We start from the raw sequence: 23,565 nt of genomic DNA on the forward strand, positions 1-23,565 counted from the left end.
TCACGACACGGGACCTCACGACACGGGACCTCAGGACACCCGCGCCACCGACCCCCGCTCCCTCAGCGTCGGTCTCTGCATGACGCGCCGCCGCCGCCCCCCGCCGTCGGCCGCCGCCGAGATGAGCCGCACCGCCGCCCGGACGATCCCCGCGATGTCCCAGTCGACGGTCGTGAGCCCCGGTGACAACAACCCTGACATCGGATGGTCGTCGTACCCCATGACGGACACGTCACCGGGAATCGACAACCCCAGCTCCTGCGCCGCCGCGTACACCCCGTAAGCGATGGAGTCGGCGAAGCAGAACACGGCGCTCGGCTTGTCGCCGCTGAGCAGCTCGTGGGCGGCGGCGGTGGCGCCGGCGAGCCCGAGGGGCGCGGTGGCGACCTCGATGTCCAGCCCCAGCCGGTCGGCCTCGGCCGTGACGTGCACGTCGGCGGGACGGTCGGGGGTGCTGGCCTGGGTGGAGGTGAGGACGGCGATGCGGCGGTGGCCGAGCGCGCGCAGGTGCTCCAGGGCGAGCGTCACCCCGCTGCGGTTGTCGAAGACGACCTCGCCGGCCGTGCCCGAGATCGAGTCGCCGATCGCGACCACCGGCAGGGACTCGCACAGCTCGGGCCAGAACGCGGCGGCCGGGTCGATCGGCTGCACGATCATGCCGTCGACGCGCTGGTCGCGCAGCTGCTGGGCCAGGGCCCGCTCCCTGGCCGGGTCGCCGAAGGCGTCGAGGATGAGGGCGTAACGGTCTTTCTCCCGCAGGCCCCTGCTGATGCCGACCGCCAGCGACTGCTGCCAGAGATCCTCCAGCGAGCCGCACAGCAGGCCGATCATGCCGGTGCGCCCGCTGGCCAGGGCTCTGGCGATGGGATCGGCCTCGTAGCCGAGCTCGGCGGCGGCGGCGCGCACCCGCTCCATGGTCTCCTCCGACACCTGAAGACCGCGTAGCGCGTAGGAGACGGCCGCCGGTGACAGGCCTGTGGCCTGGGCCACCTCACGGATCGTCGCTCTCTTGCGAGGCATTACGCCAGCCTATTGCGTGACACCGACAGAAGCAGATTTCCAGTCAGCGAATTGTCAGATTTGCCGTGGTCGGGTTCGTGGCGGGGGCGAGGGAGGTGGCCTGCCATTGACAAGCCTCTAGTGAAGCGGTTCACTGAACCGTATCACTGAAACGGTTCACGATGAGAACGTCACAGCGCAGAGCGTTTACATGTATTGTGAGTAGGAAATAGCGGAAGGAGGAGCCCGCCGGTGGGTATCGACGTGCACCAGCACCTGTGGACGAGCGCGTTCGTCGATGCGTTGCGCGCCCGCGGCACTCCCCCGTACCTCGACGGCTGGACGCTGATCCTCGACGGCGAGCCGCCGTACGAGGTGGATCCCGCCGACCACGAGCGGCGCGACACGACCGGTCTGGAGCTGGCCCTGGTGTCGCTGTCGAGCCCGCTGGGGATCGAGTTCCTGCCGCCCGAGGAGTGCTGGCCGCTGCTCGACGCCTACCACGACGGTGCCCTGGCGCTGGGCGAGCCGTACGGGGCGTGGGCGGCCACCTGCCACAGCGAGCCCGACGCCGACCGCCTGGCCAGGGATCTCGACCGCGGGTTCGCGGGGCTGCAGATCCCGGCCACGGCCGTGCCCGAGGACGAGTTGCTGGAGGTGCTGACCGGGCGCGACCTGCCGTTGTTCGTGCACCCTGGCCCGGCCGACCCCGGAAGCGGCACGCCGCCGTGGTGGCCGGCCCTGGTGCCGTACGTGCAGCAGATGCACGCGTCCTGGCACTACTTCCACGCCGTCGTCCGCCCCAGGCACCCGCGCCTGCGCGTCTGCTTCGCGCTGCTCGCGGGGCTGGCGCCGCTGCACTCGGAGCGGCTGATCACCAGGGGCGGCGGGCGCGGCCTGGTCGATCGGGACTTCTTCGTGGAGACCTCCTCGTACGGCCCGCGCGCCATCGACGCGATCGTCCGCGAGCTGGGCATCGACGTCGTCGTCAACGGCTCCGACGCCCCCTACGCCACAGCACCCGACCCCGGGCTCGGCGCCGCAGCCGAGCACGCCATCAAGGTCGTCAACCCCCGTCGCCTCATCAGCGGAAAGGAGTCTCGTAAGTGAACACTGAGCACATCCAGGACGGGGGCACCTGTGCAGGGCTCCCGGAGCGCACCCTCGACCGGCGCGAGCTGCGCGCCCTGGTGGACGAGCTGGCCGCCAACCCCGAGGAGTGGCGCGGCCAGGTGGACTTCCCTGCCGACGGCGGGCGGCACTACGCCTCGCTGTACCGCGACGCGTACGTGGACGTCTGGCTGCTGTGCTGGCGCCCCGAGGACGACACGGGCTGGCACGACCACGACATCTCCTCGGGCGCCGTGCACGTCGTCCAGGGCGCGCTGAAGGAGTGCAACCCGCGCATCGGCGGCGAGCATCTGGAGACGGTGGTCTCGGAGGGGCAGTCGTTCTCGTTCGGGCCCGACCACATCCACCGGCTGACCGGCGCGGTGGCGCAGAGCGTGTCGATCCACGCGTACTCGCCGCCGCTGTGGCGGCTGGGCCAGTACTCCATCGACGGCACCGGCGTCATGCGCCGCGTCTCGGTGAGCTACGCCGACGAGCTGCGGCCGATGGACGAGCCCGTCGGCCCGGAGCCGATCGCCCCGGAGCCGGCGAGCGCGACGGCGATCAGCCCCGACCCGGTCGGCTCCGTGGCCTAAGAGCCCCGTGGCCTAAGAGCCCCGTGGCCTGAGAGCCCCGTGGCCTAAGAGGCGCGTGGCCTAAGAGCTGCGTGGTTTGAGTACGCAGCAGCTTCCGCAGGGCTCCACGTCGGGCAGCGCGATCCACAGGCAGCACGTCCTGCGGAAGTAGCCGTCGCCGGCGGGCTCGACCAGCCCGTCGAGCGGCGGGCCGAGCTCCTTGAGCAGCCGCAGGTAGTCGCCCGGCACGATCGAGGTGAGCGGGTGGGCGACGGCCTCCGCCGTGGAGCCCCACAGCGTGCGCTCGCCCACCTTGGCCAGCCGGCTGAGCACCTCGACCAGCGGCCGCTGCGACTCCTCCACCGACTCGCGGATCGCGCCCGCGCCGGCGGCCCAGCTCACGCTGGTGGCCGCGAGCGTCACCCCGGCGCCGGACACCTTGAAGTACGTCAGCGCGGGCCGCATCACCGGCACCCGCCCGTCCAGCGCCCACCCCAGCACCATGGGCAGCGTGTGCCAGTAGGCGTAGGTCTTCCAGAACAGCGCCGCGCCGACGTGCCAGGGCGCGTTCCAGCGCCCGGCCGTCTCGTCCACGAGCCGCGTGAGCAGCGCGTACGGCTCCCGCACCAGCTCGCTCACCGGCGTCCAGCTCTCGTCGGGCTCGACGACCAGGCCGGGCTCCACCCCGAGCACCCCACCGCGCTCGTCGGCCAACCTCCGCAGCGTCTCCGTCAGCACGCCCGAACTCCCCGGCACCCGCACCTACACCTCAGCCCTGCTCAACGTAGCAGGACGCCCGGCGAACCAACCGGCCACGATCTGCACCCCGATCACCCCCAGCCCCGCCACCAGCGGAACCGTCCACCCACCGGACACCTCCCGCAGCAGCCCGAACAGCAACGGCCCCAACGCCGCGATCACATACCCCACGGACTGCGCCACGGCCGACAACGCGGTCACCTCGGCGGGACTGGACGGACGCAGTGCGATGATCAGCAGCGCCAGCGCGAACGAGGCCCCCTGCCCGATGCCGAGCACGATCATCCACACCCACGGCACGGTGGTGGGCGCGAGCAGCATGCCCAGGTACCCGAGCACGGTCAGCACCCCGGCCCCGACCACGTACGGCACCTGCGAGGCCCGCCGGCCGGCCAGGACGGGAACGGCCAGCGAGGTGCCGACCTGGACCGCGTTCGTCAGGCTGAGCAGGTAACCGGCCTCCTCCGGAGTCAGGCCCGCCTCCAGGAAGATCGTGGGCAGCCAGGCCAGCATGACGTAGAAGGTCAGCGACTGCAGGCCCATGAGGGCGGTGATGGACCAGGTGACGCGGCTGCGCAGAACCGTGCCGAACGGCCGGGGCCCGTTCTGGGCGGCCTCCGGCCTGCGCAGCGCCTGCGGGAGCCAGAGCAGCGCCGCCAGCAGGGCGGGCACGGCGAGCAGGGCGGAGACGCCGCGCCAGTCGTAGCCGGTGGCGTGCTCGATGGGGATCACCAGCGCGGACGCGGCCGCCGCGCCGGCCACCACGCAGGAGACGTAGACCCCGGTCAGCAGGTTGACCCTGGTGGGGAAGTGCTGCTTGACGATGCCGGGCATGGAGACGTTCATGACGGCGATGGCGGTGGCGGCCAGGGCGGAGCCGAGGTAGAGGACGGGCGCGCCGTCCAGGCCGCGCAGCGCGACGCCCGCGGCGATGACCAGCAGGCCCGCCATCAGCGTGCGGTCGAGCCCGATGCGCCGGGCGAGCAGCGGCGTGACGGGCCCGAACACGCCCAGGCAGACCACCATGACCGTGGTGATCGCGCCGCCGCCGGCGGGCGAGAGGCCCACGTCGTTCATGATCTCGTCGAGGAGGGGGGAGACACCCGCGATGGCCGGGCGCAGGTTGAGCGCGGCCAGGGCGAACCCTGCCACAAGCAAAGCGGATCTCAACGACATAGGGCACCACTCTCGCACAAGCCCTTGACAACGTTGTCTGCCCCTCCCGCATGAGAAATGATCCAGGCGTGAGACCGACGATGAAGGACGTCGCCTCGGCGGCGGGGGTGGCGCTCAAGACCGTCTCGCGGGTCGTCAACGGCGAGCCCGGCGTGCACCCCGCCACCGCCGAGCGGGTACGCGCGGCCATCGACCGGCTGGGCTACAGCCGCAACGAGAGCGCCCGGGTGCTGCGCAGGGGCAGGACCGCCACGGTCGGGCTGGTCATCGAGGACGTCGCGGACCCGTTCTACGCGGGCCTGAGCAGGGCGGTGGAGGACGTCGTCATCGACCACGGCTGCCTGCTGCTGAGCGGCTCGTCAGGGGAGGAGCCCGGCAGGGAGCGGGAGCTGGTCGAGACGTTCTGCGCGCGCCGGGTGGACGGGCTGATCCTGGTGCCGGCGGGCGACGACCACACCTACCTGCGGGCCGAGCTGGAGGCCGGCACGCCGGCGGTGTTCGCCGACCGGCCGCCGGGACCGGGCATCGACGTGGACACCGTGCTCGCCGACAACGTGGGCGGGGCCAGGCAGGCGGTCCGCCACCTCATGACGCACGGTCATCGCCGCATCGCCTTCCTGGGCGACGACCCGGCCATCTACACGGCGGCCCAGCGGCTGCTCGGCTACCGGGAGGAGCTGGGCGGGCTCTACGACGAGCGGCTGGTGTCGATGCGGCCGCCCGCGCTCGACGCCGCCCGCGAGGACCTGGCCCGGATGTTCGCCCTGGACGATCCGCCGACGGCGCTGTTCACCGGCAACGGCCGGCACACCGTGACGACCCTGCGGGCGCTGGAGGGGCGGCGGGTGGCGCTGGTCGGGTTCGACGACTTCGAGCTGGCCGACCTGCTCAGGCCGGGGGTGAGCGTGGTGGCGCAGGATCCGTCCTGGATGGGGCGGGTCTCGGCGGAGCTGCTGTTCCGCCGCCTGCGCGGCGACGGCGGCCCGTCCGAGCACCTCGAACTCCCGGTACGGCTCATTCCGCGCGGCTCGGGTGAACTCGCTCCGGAGGACCAGGGGTGAAGGCCGGGCCACGACCGCAGGCGGCTGTGGCCGTGGTCGGGCAGCGGGCCGGGCAGCGGGCAGCGGGCAGCGGGCAGCGGGCAGCGGGCAGCGGGCCAGGCTAGGCAGTCACTCGGCCGCGCGCGGGCCGCAACACGCCGGCCAGCGCGACCGCCACCACCACCCCCATCGCCCCCGACACGGCGATGGCCTGCCCCGGCGCGATCACCTCCCCCAGCACCCCGACCAGCGCCGCCCCCGCCGCCTGCCCCGTCATGAGCCCGGCCGACTGCAATCCGAACGCCTGCCCCCGCACCTCCTCGGGCACCGCCTCCACGAACCGCCGCTGCAACCCGAGCTGGTAGGCCAGCCCCGCAGCCGCCAGCGCCGCGAGCACCGCAGCCCACCCGACCCCCGGCAGGAACACGAACCCCAACCACGGCACCCCCAGCAGCACGGCCAGCGGCAGCGACAGCCGCTCCCGCCCGCCGGGCGTGACGAACCGCCCGACCGTGAACTCCCCCACCGCCATCCCACCGGCGGCAGCCGCGAGCACCACCCCGGCCTGGCCCTGCCCGCCGAGGTAGGGCACCACCATGGCCTCGGCCCCCGCCAGGCACACGCTCGGCAGCCACGCGGCCAGCAGCAGCCCGCGCACCTGGCCGTCGGCCAGCAGCCGCCGGTTCACCCGCAGGGTCTGCCGCACCGCGCCCCGCTCCCCTGCGCCGCGCGCCCGCTGGTACGGCAGCCCGCACCGCAGCACCACGGCCCCCAGCACGGAGAGTCCCGCCGTGACCCCCAGCGCGCCCGACGCCCCCGCGAAGGCCAGGAACGCGCCCCCGACCGCGAGCCCCGCGATCTGCCCGCCGGCCGAGGCGACGTTGAGCACCGACCGCCCCAGCACGAACGCGTCGCCGGGCAGCACCTCGGGCAGCATGGCCGCCCGCGCCGCGAAGAAGACCGGCGAGAGCACCCCCGTGCCCACGACCAGCGCCAGCATCGCCCACACCGGCAGCCCCGCCCAGGCCAGCAACCCGCAGGTGACCGCCCTGAGCAGCTCCCCCGCCACCATCAGCGCCCGCGCGGGCATCCGGTCGGCCAGGGACAGCAGGAACAGCCCGCCGAAGATGAACGGCAGCCACCCGGCCATGTACGCAGCGGCGGACAACCCGGGTGACCCGGTCCGCTCGTACACCAGGACCGACAGCGCCAGCATCTTGACCGAGTCGCCGACGATCAGCAGCACGAAACCGGCGAACAGGACCCGGAACTCCTTGACGGCGAACACCTCGCCGAACGTCGCACCCTTCACGTCCCCGATGCTCCGGCCACCCCTGCCGTCCGAGCGACTTCTTCGGATATAACCGAAAGGTGCTGGTGACGATCGAGGTCGTGCCGCAGGATCTGATGGCGAGCAGGTTCGCGATCTCCCCGCTGATCGAGACCATGCACGCGCAGTGGGTGCTGACGGGCCGCTACCGCGCGGGCGCCCACGGCGCGTGGGTGGCCCGGTGGCGCGAGACGCACAGGGAGCTGATGCGCCGGCACCCCGTGCTGCGCGCCGCCGGCGCGGTCAGCGGCAACAGGGGCGACGCGAACGTGGACTTCATCGCGCCCCCGCCGACCACCGTGGACGTGCCGTTCGAGGCGGAGCTGGCGGCCATGCGGGCGACCCCGCCGGCGCAGGCGCGCGCGGAGATCGAGCGGGTGCTGGCCAAGCGGCCCCCGGTGGCCCGCTGGGTCAGGGAGCTGCTGCTGGGGCCCGGGGTGGTGACGCGGTTCGCGGACGCGTACGAGGCGCTGTGGACGGAGATCCTCGCCCACGACTGGCCGCGCTTCCGTGCGATCCTGCAGCGGGACGTGGCCTACCGGGCCGGGCGGCTGGCCGCCTACGGCTGGCAGGCGGCGCTGGAGGACCTCAGCCCGAACGTGCACTGGCGGGCGGGCGGCCGGATCGAGATCGAGATGAGCTCGTCGGGCGACCATCGGCTCGGCGGCAAGGGGCTGCTCTTCGTGCCCTCGGCGTTCATGGAGACCATCGGCACCTATCTGGAGGACGACTGGCCGTACGCGATGGTCTATCCCGCCAGGGGGATCGCGGCCGCGCCCGCCCCGCCACCGCGGGACCTGGCCTCGCTGATCGGGCGCAGCCGGGCGCGCATCCTGGCCGAGCTGTCGGAGCCCGCCAGCACCACCCAGCTCGCCGCCCTGCTCGGGCAGAGCGTGGGCACGGCGGGCGGGCACATCGCCGCGCTGCGCAGGACGGGCCTCATCGCGGGCACCCGCACGGGCCGCAGTGTGTTGTACGCGCGCACGCCTCTGGGTGATGCGTTGGTCAACGGCTAGCCTGTGCTCCGGTAAGCACAAAGCTATAGTGGTTGCGCATCAGTTCTGCAAATCTGTTCACGGATCCCATCCAGGAGCGCGCGCATGAATGCCGCCGACGCCGTCCCCGAGGCTCAGGCCAGGTTCCCCCACGAGCTGATGTACGCGGCGGCCCAGCAGTACTACCTCGAGGACGCCACCCAGGGCGACATCGCCAAACGCCTCGGCGTCAGCAGGGCGACCGTGAGCCGGCTGCTGACCGAGGCGCGCAAGCAGGGCATCGTGGAGATCAAGGTGCACCGCCCGGCCGCGCTCGGCGACGGCCCGCTGGCCGCCGAGGTGGCGCAGGCGCTCGGCCTGGACCGCGTGCACCTGGTCCCCAAGGTCAGCGGCCCGGCGCTGGGCCCGTGGCTGGCCCCCGGGGTGGCCCGCGCGCTGGCCACCGCCGGCCTGGAGTCGGGCGACGTGGTGCTGGTCTCCTCCGGCACCACCGTGTACGAGTGCGCCCGCGAGGGCCTCGGCCACTACCCGGGCGTCACCATCGCCCCGGCCGTGGGCGGCCAGGAGGAGCCGCAGCCGTGGTTCCAGACCAACGAGACCACCCGCATCCTGGCGGAACGCATCGGCGGCGTGCCCGCCTACCTCTACGCGCCCGCGCTGCCGGGTCCCGAGCTGTTCTACTCGCTGCAGCACGAGCCCTCCGTGCGCCGGGTCATGGACCTGTGGGCGCACGCCAAGTGCGCCGTCGTGGGCGTCGGCTCACCCCCGCTGACCAGGCAGATGGTGCCCTCCCTGATGCCCCGCGACGCCGACGGCCTGCGCCAGGCGGTGGGCGACGTGTGCATGCGGATCTACGACCGCGACGGCGCCCCCGTCACGTATCCGGGCAGCGAGCGCCTGGTGGCCGCCAAGCCGGAGGAGCTGCGCCGCATCCCGCACACGATCGCCGTCGCGGTCGGCGCGGAGAAGGTGCTCTCGATCGTGGCAGGAGCCAAGGGCGGCTACTTCAACCAGCTCGTCACCGACACGCCGACGGCGGAGGGCCTCCTGGCAGCCGCTCACCAACTCTGAACATTTTTGCTGGACAAAGTTTCTGAACGCGCGCTAACGTGAGCCGCACCACAGGGTGTGCGCTCAAGTGAAGGCGTTCCCTGTGTCGGGGGCAGGTGCATCAGGACCCGGCGTAAGTGAGGAAACAACCCGTGAACAAAGCTCAGATGCGGACCTCCGCGTTCGCTGCGGCGGCAGTGCTCGCAGCCTCCATGCTGGCGGCCTGCGGCTCAGGCGGTGGCGGCGAGGCAGGCGGGGGCAGCGGTGGGGGCGACGTGCAGAACGCCAAGGTCGCCTTCCTCATGCCCGACCTGGCCTCGACCCGGTACGAGCTGCAGGACAAGCCTCTGTTCGAGGCCAGGATGAAGCAGCTCTGCCCGACCTGCGAGGTCATCTACCAGAACGCCGACTCCGACGCCGCCAAGCAGCAGCAACAGGCCAACTCCGCGCTCGCCCAGGGCGTCAAGGCCATCGTGATCGACCCGGTCGACTCCGCCGCGGCGGCCACCATCGTCAAGTCCGCGCAGGCGCAGCAGGTGCCGATCATCGCCTACGACCGGCCGATCCCGGCCACCCCCGCCGACTACTACATCTCGTTCGACAACGAGAAGATCGGCTCCATGATCGCCCAGTCGCTGGTCGAGCACCTCAAGGAGAAGAAGGCCGAGGGCGGCATCCTCCAGGTCAACGGCTCGCCGACGGACGCCGCCGCGCAGCTCATCAAGAAGGGCATCCACACCGCGGTGGACCCGAGCGGGTTCAAGCTGCTGGCCGAGTACGACACCCCCGACTGGCAGCCGGAGAAGGCGCAGACCTGGGTCAGCGGCCAGATCACCCAGTTCAAGGACCAGATCGTCGGCGTGGTCGCCGCCAACGACGGCACCGGCGGCGGCGCGATCGCCGCGTTCAAGGCCGCGGGCGTGCAGGTGCCGCCGGTCACCGGCAACGACGCCGAGGTGGCCGCCGCCCAGCGCATCATCGCGGGCGACCAGTTCAACACGATCTCCAAGCCCATCAAGATCGTGGCCGAGGCGTCGGCCAACGTGGCCTGGGAGTTCATGCAGGGCAGGAAGCCCGCGGGCAAGACCCAGCTCTACGACACGCCGTCCGAGCTGTTCGTCCCCACGGTCGTGACCACGGACAACATCAAGGAGGTGCTGTTCGACAGCGGCATCATGAAGGCCGCGGACGTCTGCACGGGCGAGTACGCCAAGGGCTGCGCGGAGCTCGGGATCCAGTGATGAGCGTTCTGTCACTGCGCGGGATCAGCAAGACCTTCGGCGCCGTGGCCGCGCTCACCGACATCGAGCTCGACGTCGCCGCCGGCCAGGTCGTCGCCGTCGTGGGCGACAACGGCGCGGGCAAGTCGACGCTGGTCAAGATCCTGTCAGGGGTGCACCCGCCGGACGGCGGCACGATCACGTTCGAGGGCCGCGAGGTGGAGATCCCCACCCCGGCCGCCGCCCACAGGCTGGGCATCGCCACGGTCTTCCAGGACCTGGCGCTCTGCGAGAACCTCAACGTGATCCAGAACCTCTTCCTCGGCCAGGAGATCCGCCCGCTGCGCCTGAACGACGTGGCCATGGAGACCCGCTCGTGGGAGCTGCTCCGTCAGCTCTCCGCCAAGATCCCGAGCGTGCGGGTGCCGGTCGCGGCGCTGTCGGGCGGCCAGCGGCAGACGGTGGCCATCGCCAGGTCGCTGCTCGGCGACCCCAAGGTCATCATCCTGGACGAGCCCACCGCCGCCCTCGGCGTGGCGCAGACGGCCGAGGTGCTCAACCTGGTCGAGCGGCTGCGCGAGAACGGCCTGGGCGTCATCATGATCAGCCACAACATGGCGGACGTGAAGGCCGTCGCCGACACCGTGGCGGTGCTGCGGCTCGGCCGCAACAACGGCGTCTTCGAGGTGGACAGCGTCTCCACCGAGGACATCATCGCCGCCATCACCGGCGCCACCGACAACGTGGTGTCCCGGCGAGCGCAGAGGGGACAGCAGTCGTGACGACAATGGCGACCGACCGCCAGGACGAGCGGCTCCAGCACCGCGAAGGGCTGCGCGGCGCGCTGGCCGACGTGGTCGAGCGGGCCCGCGGCGGCGACCTGGGCGTGATCCCGGTCGTGGTGGGGCTCATCGTCATCTGGTCGGTGTTCCAGATCCTGAACCCGATCTTCCTGTCCAGCGCGAACCTGGTGAACCTCACCCTGGAGTCCGCCGCCGTCGGCGTCATCGCGCTCGGCATCGTGTGCGTGCTGCTGGTGGGTCAGATCGACCTGTCCGTCGGCTCGGTCAGCGGCCTGTCGGGCGCGGTGCTGGCGGTCCTGTTCGTCAGCGAGGGGCTGCCGGTCTGGCTGGCCGTCCTGGCCTCGGTGCTCATGGGCGCGGTCATCGGGTGGCTGTACGGGCAGCTGTTCAACCGGTTCGGCGTGCCGAGCTTCGTGATCACGCTGGCCGGGCTGCTCGCCTTCCTCGGGCTCCAGCTCTACGTGCTGGGCACCAAGGGCTCGATCAACCTGCCCTTCGACTCGGGGCTGGTGAACTTCGCCCAGCTCGACTTCGTACCGGCCTGGTTGTCCTACACCTTCGCCGTCGTCGCGGCCGTCTGGCTGTTCGTCAGCGGCTTCCTGCACGCGCGGGAGCGCCGCAAGGCCGGGCTGTCGGCCAGGAGCGTCTCCACGCTGGCCGTCAGGAGCGTGGCGCTGCTGGCGGTGCTGGCCTTCGTGGTCTGGTACCTCGGGCAGACGCGCGGCGTGGGCTGGATGTTCGTCTTCTTCGTGGCACTGGTGCTGATCATGCACTACCTGCTGTCGCGGACGAAGTGGGGCCGCGCCGTCTACGCCGTGGGCGGCAACGTGGAGGCCGCGCGCCGGGCGGGCATCAACGTCAAGGCGATCTACACCTCCGTGTTCGTGCTCTGCTCGACGTTCGCGGCCGTCGGCGGCATCCTGGCCGCGGCCCGGCTGGCGGCGGCCAACCAGAGCAGCGGCTCGGGCGACGTCAACCTCAACGCCATCGCGGCGGCCGTCATCGGCGGCACCAGCCTGTTCGGCGGGCGCGGCACGGCGTTCGGCGCGCTGCTCGGCATCATCGTCATCCAGTCCATCTCCAGCGGCCTGACGCTGCTCAACCTCGACTCCTCCATCCGGTTCGTGGTCACCGGGGCGGTGCTGCTGCTCGCCGTCATCGTCGACTCCGTGTCGCGCCGGTCCAGGACCTCCCACGGCAGGGCCTGATGGCGATCATCTGCGTGGACGCGGGCACCACGGTCATCAAGGCCGTCGGGTACGGCTCCTCGGGCGCCGAGGTCGCCGTCTCCCGGCGTGAGACCGTCGTGTCCAGGCCCGCGCCCGGCCACGCCGAGCAGGACATGCACGCCGTCTGGGACGCGGTCGCGGCCACCGTGCGCGAGGTCGCGGCCCAGGTCGGCGGGGCCGACCTCGTGGCGGTCACGGCCCAGGGCGACGGCTGCTGGCTGGTGGACGCGGACGGCGAGCCGACCGGGCCCGCCATCCTCTGGAACGACGCCAGGGCCGCCGCCATCGTGGACCGGTGGACCCGCGACGGGCTGGCCGCCGAGGCGTTCCGGCGCAACGGCTCCTCCGCCGCGTCCGGGCTGCCGCACGCCATCCTCACCTGGCTGCGCGAGCACGGCCCCGGGCGGCTGGCCCGGTCCAGCGCCATGCTGACCTGCGGCGGGTGGATCTTCTCCCGGATGACCGGCGAGCTGGTCGCCGACGAGTCCGACGCCTCGGCGCCGTTCATGGACCTGCGGGCGCGGGCGTACGCGCCTGAGCTGCTGTCCCTGTTCGGGCTGGACTGGGCCGAGCGGCTGCTCCCCCAGATCCGCCCCTGCCCCGTCGCCGGGCTGAGCGACGGGGCCGCCGCCGCGCTCGGGCTGCCCGCCGGCACGCCCGTCGTGATGGCCCCGTACGACATCGCCTCGACCGCGCTGGGCGCGGGGGCGGTGGAGCCCGGGCAGGCGTGCGGCATCCTCGGCACGACCCTGTGCACCGAGGTCGTCGTCGGCTCCCCCGACCTGGAGGGCGAGCCGACCGGCATCACGATCGCGCTGCCCGGCGGCTACCTGCGGGCGTTCCCGACCTTCGCCGGGACCGAGGTGGTGCAGTGGACGTGCCGGCTGCTGGGGCTGTCGGCACCCCACGAGCTGGGCGAGCTGGCGATGCTGAGCCGGCCGGGGGCGGGCGGGCTGACGTTCCTGCCGTACCTGTCGCCGGCGGGCGAGCGGGCGCCGTTCTCCGACCCGCTGGCCAGGGGATCACTGCTGGGCATGTCGTTCGAGCACGACCGCTCGGACGTGGCCAGGGCGGCGCTCGAAGGGCTCACCATGGTCATCCGTGACTGCCTGGCGGCCACCGGCGCCGCGCCGACCGAGCTGCGCGTCTGCGGCGGCGGCTCGGCCAGCGCCACCTGGCTCGGGCTGATCGCCGACGTCACCGGGCTGCCCGTGCGGCGCTCGGCCGACGCCGAGGTGGGGGCGCGGGGGGCGTACCTGGTGGGGCTGGCCGCCACCGGCGCCGCGCCGTCCGTCGCCACGGCCGCCGCCGAGCACGTACGGCTGCGCGACGCCGTCGAGCCCGACCCCGGGCGCCGCGACCTCTACGACCGGCTCTTCGCCGACTTCCTCGCCCTGCGCGGCGACACCGCGCGTACCTGGCCGCTGCTGGCCGACCTGCGGAGCCGTACATGAGCGGGTGGATCGGCATCGACCTCGGGACGCAGAGCGTACGGGCGATGGCCGTCGCCGCGGACGGCCGGGTGCTCGGCACCGGCAGCCGCCCGCTGACCAGCCACCGCGACGGGCCCCGGCACGAGCAGGACCCCGAGCAGTGGTGGCGCGAGCTGGCCGCCGCCACCCGCGAGGCCATGCGTTCCGTGGACGGGCCCGTCGAGGGCGTGGCGGTGGCCGCGACCTCTGGAACGATCCTGCTCACTGACCCCGCCGGCCGTCCCCTGACGCCCGCCCTCATGTACGACGACCGCCGCGCCGACGCCACCCTGGCCAACGAGGTGGGCGCGCAGGTGTGGGAGCGGCTCGGCTACCGGCGCATGCAGCCCAACTGGGCGCTGCCGAAGCTGCTGTGGCTGCTGCGCGACGCCCCCGCCGGCGTCCGGCTCGCCCACCAGAACGACTTCGTCAACCGGCGGCTGACCGGGCACCCGGTGGCCACCGACCTGAGCAACGCGCTCAAGACCGGCGTGGACCTCGTCGAGGAGCGCTGGCCGATGGACGTGTTCGACGCGCTGGGGGTGCCGGGCGAGCTTCTGCCCGAGGTGGTGCGGCCCGGCACGCGGCTCGGCGTGGTGTGCGCGGCGGCGGCCGAGGAGACCGGGATCCCCGCCGGCACGCCGGTGGTCGCCGGGAGCACCGACGGCTGCGCGGCCCAGCTCGGCGCCGGTGCCCTGCGGCCGGGGAGCTGGAACTCGGTGCTGGGCACGACGCTCGTGCTGAAGGGCGTGACCGAGCAGCTCATCCACGACCCGCTCGGGGTGGTGTACTCGCACCGGGCGCCGGACGGCTCGTGGCTGCCGGGCGGGGCCTCCAGCACGGGCGCGGGCGCGCTGACCCGCGACCTGCCGGGCCGCGACCTCGACGCGCTGAGCGCCGAGGCGGCGACCCGCACACCGGGCACTGAGTTCGCGGTCACCTATCCGCTCGTGTCGCGCGGCGAGCGCTTCCCCTTCGCCGCCCCCGACGCCGAGACCTTCACCCTCGGCGAGCCCGCCGACGACGTGGAGCGCTACGCCGCCATCCTGCTCGGGGCGGCGTTCGTCGAGCGCCTGTGCTTCGACTACCTCGACCTCCTCGGCGCCCCCGTGGACGGCGAGATCATCCTGACCGGCGGCGCGACGAGGAGCGCGTACTGGACCCGGCTCAGGGCCGACGTCCTGGAGCGACCTGTGACGCTGCGGGAGAACGCCGAGCCCGCGCTGGGCATGGCCGTCCTGGCGGGCGGCGACCCGGCGAGCATGATCAGGACCAGGGCGGTCGTCGAGCCGTCCGGGGCCGACCTGCGCGAGCCGTACCTGCGTTTCGTCGCCGAGCTGGAACGGCGGGGCTGGCTCGACGCGACCGCCGCCGCACACGCCCGCGAGAGGACCACCACCCGATGACCGACCTCGTGCTCGTCCGCCACGGCGAAACCGTCTGGCACGCCGAGAACCGCTACGCCGGGCTCACCGACGTCGAGCTGACCCCGCGCGGCCTCGCCCAGGCCGCCCAGCTCGCCGGCTGGGCGGCGGGCGCGGGCCTGGAGGCGGTCTGGGCCTCCCCGCTCAGCCGCGCCAGGATCACCGCCGAAACCGCGGCCAAGGCCGTCTCGCGCCGCGGCCACGCCGCCGGCTCACCCACCACCGACCCCGGCTCGCACGCCACCGAGGCGACCACGGCCGGCGCCACCGGCGCGGCGGTGCCGGTGCGGCTGGACGAGCGGCTGCGTGAGCTGGACTTCGGCCAGGGCGACGGTCTCACCTCGGCCGAGATGAAGGCCCGCTTCCCCGAGGCCCGCGCCGCGTTCGAGGCCGACCCCGCCGCCAACCCGCTGCCCGGCGGCGAGGACCCGCACCGGGCCGCCGACCGGTTCGTCGCCGCGCTAGGTGACATCGCAGCCGCGCACCTCGGCGGCCGGGTGCTGGTGGTCGCGCACACCACCGCCATCAGGCTGGCCCTGTGCCGTCTCATCGGGGTGCCGCTGGGCGAGTACCGGCGGCTGTTCCCGCGCCTGGACAACTGCGCCCTGACCGAGCTGCGCCTGCGCGACGGACAGGTGGCGATGCTGCAGTACAACTCCCCGATTGGAGCCGTTCGTTGACCATCCGAGTCCTTGCCGCCGGCGACCACTTCGTCCAGAACCGCCTGCTCATCGACGCCATCCGGCACGCGGTCCCCGGTGAGGTGGACATCCGCGAGCTGACGCTGCCGTGGCCGGTGGTGCCGTTCGGCCGGGTGGGCGAGGTGGACGAGGCCTCCGACGTGGAGGAGGAGCTGATCGAGGCGTTGCGCGGCGTGGAGGTGTGCGTGACGCAGATGGCCCCGCTGACCAAGCGCGTCCTGGACGCCTCGCCCGACCTGCGGCTGTTCTGCGTGAGCAGGGGCGGTCCCGTCAACGCCAACCTGGAGGCCGCCGCGCGGGCCGGGGTCGCGGTGACGTTCGCGCCGGGCCGCAACGCGGTGGCCACCGCCGAGCACACGCTGGCCATGCTGCTGGCCGCCACCCGCCGCATCCCGCAGACGCACGCCGACCTGGCGGCGGGCGTGTGGCGCGGCGACTACTACACCTACGACAACGTGGGCCCCGAGCTGGAGGGCAACACGGTCGGCCTGGTCGGCTACGGCGCGATCGGCCGCCGCGTGGCGCGCATGCTGGCGGGGTTCGGCGCCGACGTGCTCGTGTACGACCCGTACGTGACCGCGCCGAACAGCGTCGAGCTGCCCGAGCTGCTCGAACGTTCGCTGTTCGTCTCCCTGCACGCCCGCGCCACCGCGGAGACCGCCGGCCTGATCGGCGCCGCCGAGATCGCGGCCATGCCCAGGGGCTCGGTCCTGGTCAACTGCGCCAGGGGCGCGCTGCTCGACTACGACGCCCTGTGCGACGCGCTCGATTCCGGCCACCTGTTCGGCGCCGCGATGGACGTCTTCCCCGAGGAGCCCATCCCGCCGGGCTCCCGGCTGCTCGCGACGCCGAACCTGGTCATGACCCCGCACCTGGCGGGCGCGAGTAAGGAGACGGCGCGCAAGGCCGCCGCGATCGTGGCCGCCGACGTGGCCCGCTACGTGCGCGGCGAGCCCCTGGCCCACCTCGCTACCCCTTGAGCGCCCCCGCCATCAGGCCGCGCATGAAGAACCTGCCCAGCAGGATGTAGATCAGCATCGTCGGGACGGACGCGAGGATGGCCGCCGCCATCTGCTGGCTGTACGGGGTGGCCTGCGCGCCGGCGATGTTGTTCAGCATCACGGTCGTGGGCCAGCTCGTCGGCCCGGTGAGGAAGACGGCGAACAGGAAGTCGTTCCAGAGCGAGGTGAACTGCCAGATGATCACCACGGCGACGGCCGGCCCCGACACGGGCAGCACCACCGACCAGTACGCCCGCAACATCCCGGCCCCGTCCACCCGCGACGCCTCGATCAGCTCGTCGGGGATGGTCACGTAGTAGTTGCGGAAGATCAGCGTGCAGATCGGGATGCCGTAGACCACGTGCGCGAGCACCAGCCCGGGGATGCCGCCGTAGAACACCCCCTGCAACCCGGCGAACTCGTCGATCGACACCAGGAGCTGCACCAGCGGGATCATCACCCCCTGGTACGGGATGAACATCCCGAACAGGAACAGCGTGAACAGCACGTCCGCCCCGGGAAAGCGCCACTTGGACAGCACGTACCCGTTCATCGAGCCGAGCGCGCACGACAGCAGCGAGCCGGGGACGGCGAGCAGCACGCTGTTCCACAGCCCGGGGGCGAGCTTCTCCCACGCCACCCGCCACGCCTCGGTCGTCCAGGTTTGCGGCAGGTTCCAGGCCTGGCCGGGGTCCGCCTCGGTGAGCGGCTTGAAGCTGGTGGCGAGCAGGACGTAGATGGGGATCAGGAAGACCACCACGAACAGCAGCAGCAACCCGAACCGGGCCCAGCCGAAGACCGCCGCCCTGCGCCCGGCCACCGCCGTCATGAGCGCCTCTCCTTACGCACGGACCAGATCAGGTACGGGATCACGAAGATCGCCACGCTGAGCACGATGTACGCCGCGATCGTGGCCCCCTTGGCCGGGTCGTTGGAGTCGAACACGGCCACCCACATGAACACCGCGGGCACGTCCGTGACGATCTGCTTGCCGGACACCGCCACGATCAGGTCGAAGACCTTGAGCGAGATGTGCCCCAGGATGATCAGCGCGGACAGCGTGACCGGCCGCAGCAGCGGCAGCACCACGTGCCGGTAGACGCCCCACTCGGAGCAGCCGTCCACCCGCGCGGCCTCTCGCAGCTCCTCGGGCACGCCCCGGAAGCCGGCCAGGAAGAGTGCCATGACATATCCGGACATCTGCCAGATGGCCGGCAGCGCCATCGCCGCCATGCCCCACTCCTGGTCCCGGAACCACTGCCACTGCGGCAGCCCGATCCAGTCGAAGAGCCGGTTCAGCCCGACCGCCCGCTCCTGCGTGCCCGAGTTCATCAGCCACCGCCACACGATGCCGGTCGCCACGAACGAGATGGCCATCGGGAACAGGTAGATCGCCCGGAACGTGCCCTCGCCCCTGATCCCCTTCTCCATGAGGAACGCCAGGAACCAGCCCAGCGCCAGCGCACCCAGCACGAACACGATCGTGAACATGATCGCGTGGTTGACCGAGAGGTGCCAGCGCGGCTGATCCCAGATGTCGATGAAGTTCTGCAGCCCCACGAACCGTCCCTCGGAGACCGCGTCGTGCTGGTCGGTCATGGCGACCCGGAAGTTCCAGCCGAGCATGCCGTACACGAACACGCCGATCAGGATGATCGACGGCGCGACGAGGAGCAGTCCGGGCAGCCACGTACGTGCCCGCCTCACAAGCTTTCCCTCCCGGGGGACGGCCGGCCGCGACCGTCCCCCGTGTGCCGAGTCACTGGGCGTTGGCCGTGGCCGCGTCGGCCAGCCCCTGCTGCAGCGCCTTGACGTCCTTGCTGCCGACGTAGAGCCCGACCGCCTCGTTGATCGCGGCCAGCCACGGCTGGTTCACCGCCACGCCGTGCTGGATCGAGCCGGCGAGCTTGTTGCTCGACCAATCCTTCAGCGCGTCGGCCAGGTAGTCGGTGTAGAGCGACTGGTCGGCGTCCTTGCGGGCGGGGATGGAGCCCTTCATCGGGTTGAAGGCGTCCTGGCCCTCCTTGCTGGCCGCGACCTTCAGCCAGGCCATCGCCCCGTCACGGTTCTTCGCGCCCTTGGGCAGGGTGAAGCTGTCGGACAGCCACAGGTAGGTGCCCTCGGTGCCCGGCGCGGGCGCCCAGTCGAAGTCCGTCTTCGACTTCTTGCCCAGCCCGCCCTCCGGCGGGTTGTGGAAGTAGCCGTACGCCCAGTCGCCCATGATGTTGAACGCCGCCTGGCCGTCGGCCACCTGCTTGGCGGCGGGCTGCCAGTCGTCCTGCGGGTCGCCCGCGTACTCCATGATCTTGGCGAAGTTGGTCAGCGCGGTGGTCACCTGCGCGCTGTTCCAGTCGGCGCCCGGCTTGAACAGGGCGTTGTAGGCGTCGGCGCCGAGCGTACCGAGCAGCACGCTCTCCATCAGGTGGGTGACCGTCCACTCCGACCCGATCGACAGCGGGATCTTGCCCTTGGCCTTGACCTTCTCCAGCGCCGCGAGGAACTCCTCGATCGTCTTCGGCGCGGCGGCGACCCCGGCCTCCTTCAGCACGGCGGGGTTGAACCACAGCACGTTCGAGCGGTGGATGTTCACCGGGACGGAGTAGATCTTGCCGTCGACGCTGATCTGCTCGACGAGCTGGGCGGGGAAGACGTCCTTGAGCTTCAGCTCGTCGTAGAGGGCTGTGAGGTCCTCCAGGTTGCCCGCCTTGATGTAGCCCTGCAACTCGGCGCCCGCGTGCCCCTGGAAGGTGTCGGGCGGGGTGTTGGCCTGGAGCTTCGACTGCAGCAGCGCCTTGGCCTTGTCACCAGAGCCGCCGGCCACCGCCGCGTCGAAGAAGGTGTAGTTCGGGTTCTTCTCCTCGAAGATCTTCCTCATCGCCTTCAGGCCGTCGGCCTCACCCGGCCCCGTCCACCAGGAGAAGACCTCAACCTGCTGTTTACCGCCACCACTCGCGGCGGGCGCCTGGCTCGCGGTTCCGCCGCCGCCGCCTCCACAGGCCGCCAGGCCGAGCACGCTCGCCATCGTGATCGATACGGCAGCTAACCATCGTCGCATCCCACACCATCCCTTCGAAGTCCCCCGAAGTCGCGGTGATTTGACAACGTTGTCAACAACGGCTATCAACCCACCTCGGGCCGCGCTCAGTCAAGGGGATGGGCGGTAACAGCTCCGCATACCCGGCGGTCAGGCGACGCGCTCCAGCGTGCCGTCAGAACTCGTCACGACCGTGACGCCGTAGTCGTGACCGGTGCCGGTCAGATCGCCGCCGTCGGCGGCCACCACCAGCGCGCCCTTCGACACGCCCAGCCCCACCAGGGAGATCAGGCCGCAGCCGCCGTCGGGCAGCCACGTGGTCAGCACCACGTCCGTCTCGGCCAGGCGGACGGGCAGGTCCAGCTCGGCCATCCTGGCCAGCAGCCCCGTGTGGGACAGGCGGGCGCCGTCGGCCAGCAGTACGGCGAGCTGCCGCTTGGCGTCGAGCGCGGGCAGCGCGGTGGGCTCCAGCGTGAGCAGGCAGCGGAAGTCGATCGTGTCGAGCGCCGGGCCCAGCGAGACCACCTGGCGCACCCTCGACTCCTCCGCCGCCAGGATCGCCGTCTCCGCCAGGTCGGGCGTGGTGATCAGGACGCGGGCGTCGCACTCGCGCAGCCAGGCCGCCAGCTCGGCCGCGCCGAGCCCCGGATCGATCGGCGCCGCCACCCCGCCGGCGGCCACCACCGTGTGGACCGCCAGCGTCTGCGCACCCGCCGTGGACACGTGCACCCCCACCACCTGGTCACGCCGGGCGCCCCTGCACACCAGCCCGGAGGCCGCCCTGGTCACCTCGGTCACCAGCCTGCGGTAGCCGTAGACCAGGCCACCACGCAGGTCGATGAGGGCGGGGCGGTCACCGCGCTCGTAGGCCCGGCGGAACACTTCGTCGATCACGGTGCCGGTGGTCGAGGCGGTGGGTCTCATGCCCGTCAACGTACGGCCGCCGGGGCGGCCGGGCATCCACCGATGTATGTAGGCGGCTGTGCATTCCCGCGCGACGACCACGCGAGGTGGGCGGGCCCGAGCCCTGCGCGACTCGAGCCCGCTGTCACACGCCCGGATCCGGGCCCCCACCCCTCCGAGAAGGCCCGGCCCCGTGTTGACGTGTGACGTCCCCGACCGATCGGCCGCGGCGCCCCCGTCGCGAGGGGCGAGGAACGCGCGGTGCGGTCGATCACGGAAGAAACGGTAGGCGTGCACAGGGCCCCCGCACATGCGCTGACATGGCCATTCGACGATGTACGCGGGATGTGTAGAAGACTCAGCGGCTGCCGATCACCCATGCGGCGATCTGTGTACGCGTGGCGAAACCCAGCTTCGCCAGGATGTTGGCCACGTGCCGGGCGACGGTCGCCGGGCTGATGACGAGCTCGGCGGCGATGCCCCGGTTGCTCAGCCCCCTGGCGACCAGCTCGGCGATCTCCTGCTCCCTGGGTGTGAGTCTGCTGTCCTGGCGGGCCGGCACGACCGGCGCGGCCGGCGGCTCGGGCAGGTGGCCCTCCAGCGCGCAGGCCACCGCCTGGTCGGCGGTCAGCCGCATGCCCTCCGCCCACAACACGCCGACGACCGCCTCACCGAGGCTCTCCCTGGCCGGCCGCAGCACGTCCTCGGTGCGGGCGTCCGGCTGCCGCCCGCCCAGCGTCACCGCGGCGGCCACCAGCAGGACCGCCCGCCGGTGGTCGCCCTCGGCCGTGACCAGCGCCGCCCACGCCTCCAGCCGCCGCGCGACGCCGGCCCGCAGGCCCGCGTCGCGGCTGAGCACCAGCGCCTCGGTGAGCCTGGCCCTGGCCTCCGCCAGGTCGCCCTCGTCCAGCGCCACCCGGCCGAGCCCGGCCAGGCAGCTCACGATCTGCTGCCTGGCGTCCACGTGCCGCAGCAGACGCAGGCCCGACGCGTAGTGCCGCTTGGCGCCGGCCGGGTCGCCCGTCCTCCTGGCCACCTGGGCCAGCCCGATGTGCCCGAACGTCTGCCCGTAGTGGTTGTCGAGCTCCTGGCTGATCGTCAGCACCTCCTGGTAGGCGCGCCGCGCCTCGTGCAGGCGGCCCTGGTGCAGGCCGTAGCGCGCTCTCGTGGCCTGGGCCAGCGACTCAAGGACGAGGTCGCCGGACTGCCTGGCCGTGTCGAGGGCGCGGTCGAGTGCCGCCTGCTCCCCGGTGAGCTGGGCCAGTGCGATCGTGCCGACGGCCTCGCCATAGACGTCCTTGGCGGCGGCGCACAGCTCCAGCCCCGCGCGGATGTGCCGCATGGCCGGCTCGAAGTCGCCCGCCGCCAGCGCCAGCTCCCCCCGGACGACCGTGGCCCGGCCGCGCAGCCCCGGCGGCACCTGCGGGGCGTCGAGGGCGAGCAGCCGGTCGAGCCGCTCGGTGGAGTCGAGCTTGCGCCCGCTGCCGATCAGCAGGAAGCGGATGTCGGTCAGCAGGGTGAGCGCGGTCTCCGGCATGCCGATGGCGATCGACCAGTCGCAGGCGGAGTTCACCTCGGCCTTGAGGCCGTCGAAGAGGTTGACGTAGCGCTCGACCACCGGCCACGACGTGCGCACTCCGGGGGCCAGCGACTCCTTGAACCTGGTGGCCAGCCTGGCCAGCGCCGTCAGGTGGCGGCGGCGCAGCTCGGCCTCCTCCCCCGACTCGGCCAGCTGCTCCAGCGCGTACTCGCGGACGGTCTCCAGCAGCCGGTATCGCGCGTGCCCGGCCACCTCGCCGTCGAGCACGACCAGCGACTTGTCCACCAGGTCGCAGAGGCGGGGCAGCACCTCCTCCTCTGCGAGCCCGGGGCCGGAGCAGACCCACTCGGCCAGGTCCAGTGTCCAGGAGGAGCGGAAGGCGGCCGTACGGCGCAGCAGCAGCCGCTCCTGCGGGGTGAGCAGCCGGTAGCTCCAGTCCACCGCCGCCCTGAGCGTGCGGTGCCGGGCCGGAGCCGTACGGGCGCCGCCCGCCAGCAGCCTGAACCGGTCGTCCAGCCGCTCGACGAGCTGCCCCACGGACAGCACCCGCACCATGGCGGCGGCCAGCTCGATCGCCAGCGGCAGCCCGTCGAGCGCCCGGCACAGCTCCACCACCTGCGGGCGGGTGCGGCCGGTCAGCTCGAAGCCGGGCCGCGCCGCCGTGGCCCTGGCCACGAACAGCCGCACCGCCTCGCTCTCGCCGCCCTGCCCATGCCCAGGTGTTCGGTGCTCACCCACGGACAGCGGCGGCACCCGCCACACCGTCTCGCCGGGCACCCGCAGCGGCTCCCTGCTGGTGGCCAGCACCGTCACCCCGGGGCAGGCCCGCAGGAGGTCACGGCAGAGCTCCGCGCACTCCCCGATGACCGGCTCGCAGTTGTCGAGCAGCAACAGCACGTGCCGGTCGCCGATCGTCTCGGCCAGGTCGCCGGAGATGCCGAGCGTGGCGGCGACGTGCCCGGCCAGCCGGCCCTTCTCCAGGTCGGCCAGCTCGCTGACGTACACGCCGCCCGCCTGTGCCGCGGCCAGCCGGGAGGCCAGCCGCAGGGCCAGCCGGGTCTTCCCGATGCCGCCCGCGCCGCACAGCGTCACGAGGCGGGAGACGCGCATCAGGTGCCCGAGCTCGTCGAGGTCGGCCTCCCGGCCCACGAACGGGTTCGGCTCGGCCGGGAGGTTGCCGGGGTGCGCGAGTCGCTGCATCACT

General features: G+C 72.5%; 21 protein-coding genes. 12 read left to right on the plus strand and 9 right to left on the minus strand.

What is annotated here, in order from left to right:
• Window positions 1-30: 30 nt before the first annotated feature.
• Window positions 31-1,020 carry a LacI family DNA-binding transcriptional regulator gene (locus LCN96_RS47275; protein ID WP_225268938.1) on the minus strand — a complete coding sequence of 330 codons (990 nt, stop codon included), beginning with the start codon at window positions 1,018-1,020 and terminating at the stop codon, window positions 31-33.
• Window positions 1,021-1,251: 231 nt separating this feature from the next.
• Between LCN96_RS47275 and LCN96_RS47280 the strand changes: the two genes are divergently transcribed.
• Window positions 1,252-2,109: an amidohydrolase gene (locus tag LCN96_RS47280; protein WP_225268939.1), complete on the plus strand. Its 858-nt coding sequence runs from the start codon at window positions 1,252-1,254 to the stop codon at window positions 2,107-2,109.
• Complete coding sequence (locus LCN96_RS47285) at window positions 2,106-2,705, plus strand: cysteine dioxygenase (RefSeq protein ID WP_225268940.1); 600 nt, start codon at window positions 2,106-2,108, stop codon at window positions 2,703-2,705. Before LCN96_RS47280 ends, LCN96_RS47285 begins: the two co-directional genes overlap by 4 nt.
• 60 nt (window positions 2,706-2,765) lie before the next feature.
• Here the strand turns inward: LCN96_RS47285 and LCN96_RS47290 are convergent, their stop codons facing one another.
• Complete coding sequence (locus LCN96_RS47290) at window positions 2,766-3,422, minus strand: hypothetical protein (RefSeq protein ID WP_225268941.1); 657 nt, start codon at window positions 3,420-3,422, stop codon at window positions 2,766-2,768.
• Window positions 3,423-3,446: 24 nt separating this feature from the next.
• Complete coding sequence (locus LCN96_RS47295; protein WP_225268942.1) at window positions 3,447-4,595, minus strand: CynX/NimT family MFS transporter; 1,149 nt, start codon at window positions 4,593-4,595, stop codon at window positions 3,447-3,449.
• A 92-nt stretch (window positions 4,596-4,687) separates the two neighbouring features.
• Between LCN96_RS47295 and LCN96_RS47300 the strand changes: the two genes are divergently transcribed.
• Window positions 4,688-5,680: a LacI family DNA-binding transcriptional regulator gene (locus LCN96_RS47300; protein ID WP_404823898.1), complete on the plus strand. Its 993-nt coding sequence runs from the start codon at window positions 4,688-4,690 to the stop codon at window positions 5,678-5,680.
• A 100-nt stretch (window positions 5,681-5,780) separates the two neighbouring features.
• Here LCN96_RS47300 and LCN96_RS47305 read toward each other — a convergent pair whose 3' ends face one another.
• Window positions 5,781-6,971, minus strand: a complete 1,191-nt coding sequence (locus LCN96_RS47305) for an MFS transporter (protein WP_225268943.1) — start codon at window positions 6,969-6,971, stop codon at window positions 5,781-5,783.
• Between the two features lie 59 nt (window positions 6,972-7,030).
• On the opposite strand from LCN96_RS47305, the gene LCN96_RS47310 reads away from it, so the two are divergent.
• From LCN96_RS47310 to LCN96_RS47350, 9 genes are all read left to right on the plus strand, one after another.
• Window positions 7,031-8,005 (plus strand): DUF5937 family protein, encoded by a 975-nt coding sequence (locus LCN96_RS47310; RefSeq protein ID WP_225268944.1) that lies wholly within the window; start codon window positions 7,031-7,033, stop codon window positions 8,003-8,005.
• A gap of 84 nt (window positions 8,006-8,089) precedes the next feature.
• Window positions 8,090-9,055 carry a sugar-binding transcriptional regulator gene (locus LCN96_RS47315; RefSeq protein ID WP_225268945.1) on the plus strand — a complete coding sequence of 322 codons (966 nt, stop codon included), beginning with the start codon at window positions 8,090-8,092 and terminating at the stop codon, window positions 9,053-9,055.
• A 131-nt stretch (window positions 9,056-9,186) separates the two neighbouring features.
• Window positions 9,187-10,275 (plus strand): ABC transporter substrate-binding protein, encoded by a 1,089-nt coding sequence (locus LCN96_RS47320; protein ID WP_225268946.1) that lies wholly within the window; start codon window positions 9,187-9,189, stop codon window positions 10,273-10,275.
• Complete coding sequence (locus tag LCN96_RS47325; protein WP_225268947.1) at window positions 10,275-11,036, plus strand: ATP-binding cassette domain-containing protein; 762 nt, start codon at window positions 10,275-10,277, stop codon at window positions 11,034-11,036. The genes LCN96_RS47320 and LCN96_RS47325 overlap by 1 nt, the downstream gene beginning before the upstream one ends.
• Window positions 11,037-11,041: 5 nt before the next feature.
• Window positions 11,042-12,265, plus strand: coding sequence for a sugar ABC transporter permease (locus tag LCN96_RS47330; protein ID WP_225276213.1), 1,224 nt, complete (start codon window positions 11,042-11,044; stop codon window positions 12,263-12,265).
• Window positions 12,265-13,740, plus strand: a complete 1,476-nt coding sequence (locus tag LCN96_RS47335) for an FGGY-family carbohydrate kinase (RefSeq protein ID WP_225268948.1) — start codon at window positions 12,265-12,267, stop codon at window positions 13,738-13,740. The genes LCN96_RS47330 and LCN96_RS47335 overlap by 1 nt, the downstream gene beginning before the upstream one ends.
• Window positions 13,737-15,164 (plus strand): FGGY-family carbohydrate kinase, encoded by a 1,428-nt coding sequence (locus tag LCN96_RS47340; protein ID WP_225268949.1) that lies wholly within the window; start codon window positions 13,737-13,739, stop codon window positions 15,162-15,164. The genes LCN96_RS47335 and LCN96_RS47340 overlap by 4 nt, the downstream gene beginning before the upstream one ends.
• The gene (locus LCN96_RS47345) at window positions 15,161-15,862 is read left to right on the plus strand and encodes a histidine phosphatase family protein (protein WP_225268950.1); all 702 of its coding nucleotides are present in this window, start codon (window positions 15,161-15,163) and stop codon (window positions 15,860-15,862) included. Before LCN96_RS47340 ends, LCN96_RS47345 begins: the two co-directional genes overlap by 4 nt.
• A complete protein-coding gene (locus LCN96_RS47350) occupies window positions 15,859-16,863 on the plus strand; it encodes a 2-hydroxyacid dehydrogenase (protein ID WP_225268951.1) in 1,005 nt (334 codons plus the stop codon). The genes LCN96_RS47345 and LCN96_RS47350 overlap by 4 nt, the downstream gene beginning before the upstream one ends.
• Here LCN96_RS47350 and LCN96_RS47355 read toward each other — a convergent pair.
• The 5 genes from LCN96_RS47355 to LCN96_RS47375 all read right to left on the minus strand — a co-directional run bounded on the left by LCN96_RS47355 (window position 16,853) and on the right by LCN96_RS47375 (window position 23,561).
• Window positions 16,853-17,713 carry a carbohydrate ABC transporter permease gene (locus tag LCN96_RS47355; protein WP_225268952.1) on the minus strand — a complete coding sequence of 287 codons (861 nt, stop codon included), beginning with the start codon at window positions 17,711-17,713 and terminating at the stop codon, window positions 16,853-16,855. The genes LCN96_RS47350 and LCN96_RS47355 overlap by 11 nt on opposite strands.
• A complete protein-coding gene (locus LCN96_RS47360) occupies window positions 17,710-18,591 on the minus strand; it encodes a carbohydrate ABC transporter permease (protein ID WP_225268953.1) in 882 nt (293 codons plus the stop codon). The genes LCN96_RS47355 and LCN96_RS47360 overlap by 4 nt, the downstream gene beginning before the upstream one ends.
• A gap of 52 nt (window positions 18,592-18,643) precedes the next feature.
• Complete coding sequence (locus tag LCN96_RS47365) at window positions 18,644-19,939, minus strand: ABC transporter substrate-binding protein (protein WP_225268954.1); 1,296 nt, start codon at window positions 19,937-19,939, stop codon at window positions 18,644-18,646.
• A 129-nt stretch (window positions 19,940-20,068) separates the two neighbouring features.
• Window positions 20,069-20,842, minus strand: coding sequence for an AMP-binding protein (locus tag LCN96_RS47370; protein ID WP_225268955.1), 774 nt, complete (start codon window positions 20,840-20,842; stop codon window positions 20,069-20,071).
• A gap of 337 nt (window positions 20,843-21,179) precedes the next feature.
• Window positions 21,180-23,561: an ATP-binding protein gene (locus tag LCN96_RS47375; RefSeq protein WP_225268956.1), complete on the minus strand. Its 2,382-nt coding sequence runs from the start codon at window positions 23,559-23,561 to the stop codon at window positions 21,180-21,182.
• Window positions 23,562-23,565 lie beyond the last annotated feature (4 nt).

The sequence above is a fragment of the Nonomuraea gerenzanensis genome, assembly GCF_020215645.1.
GTDB classification, from domain to species: domain Bacteria; phylum Actinomycetota; class Actinomycetes; order Streptosporangiales; family Streptosporangiaceae; genus Nonomuraea; species Nonomuraea gerenzanensis.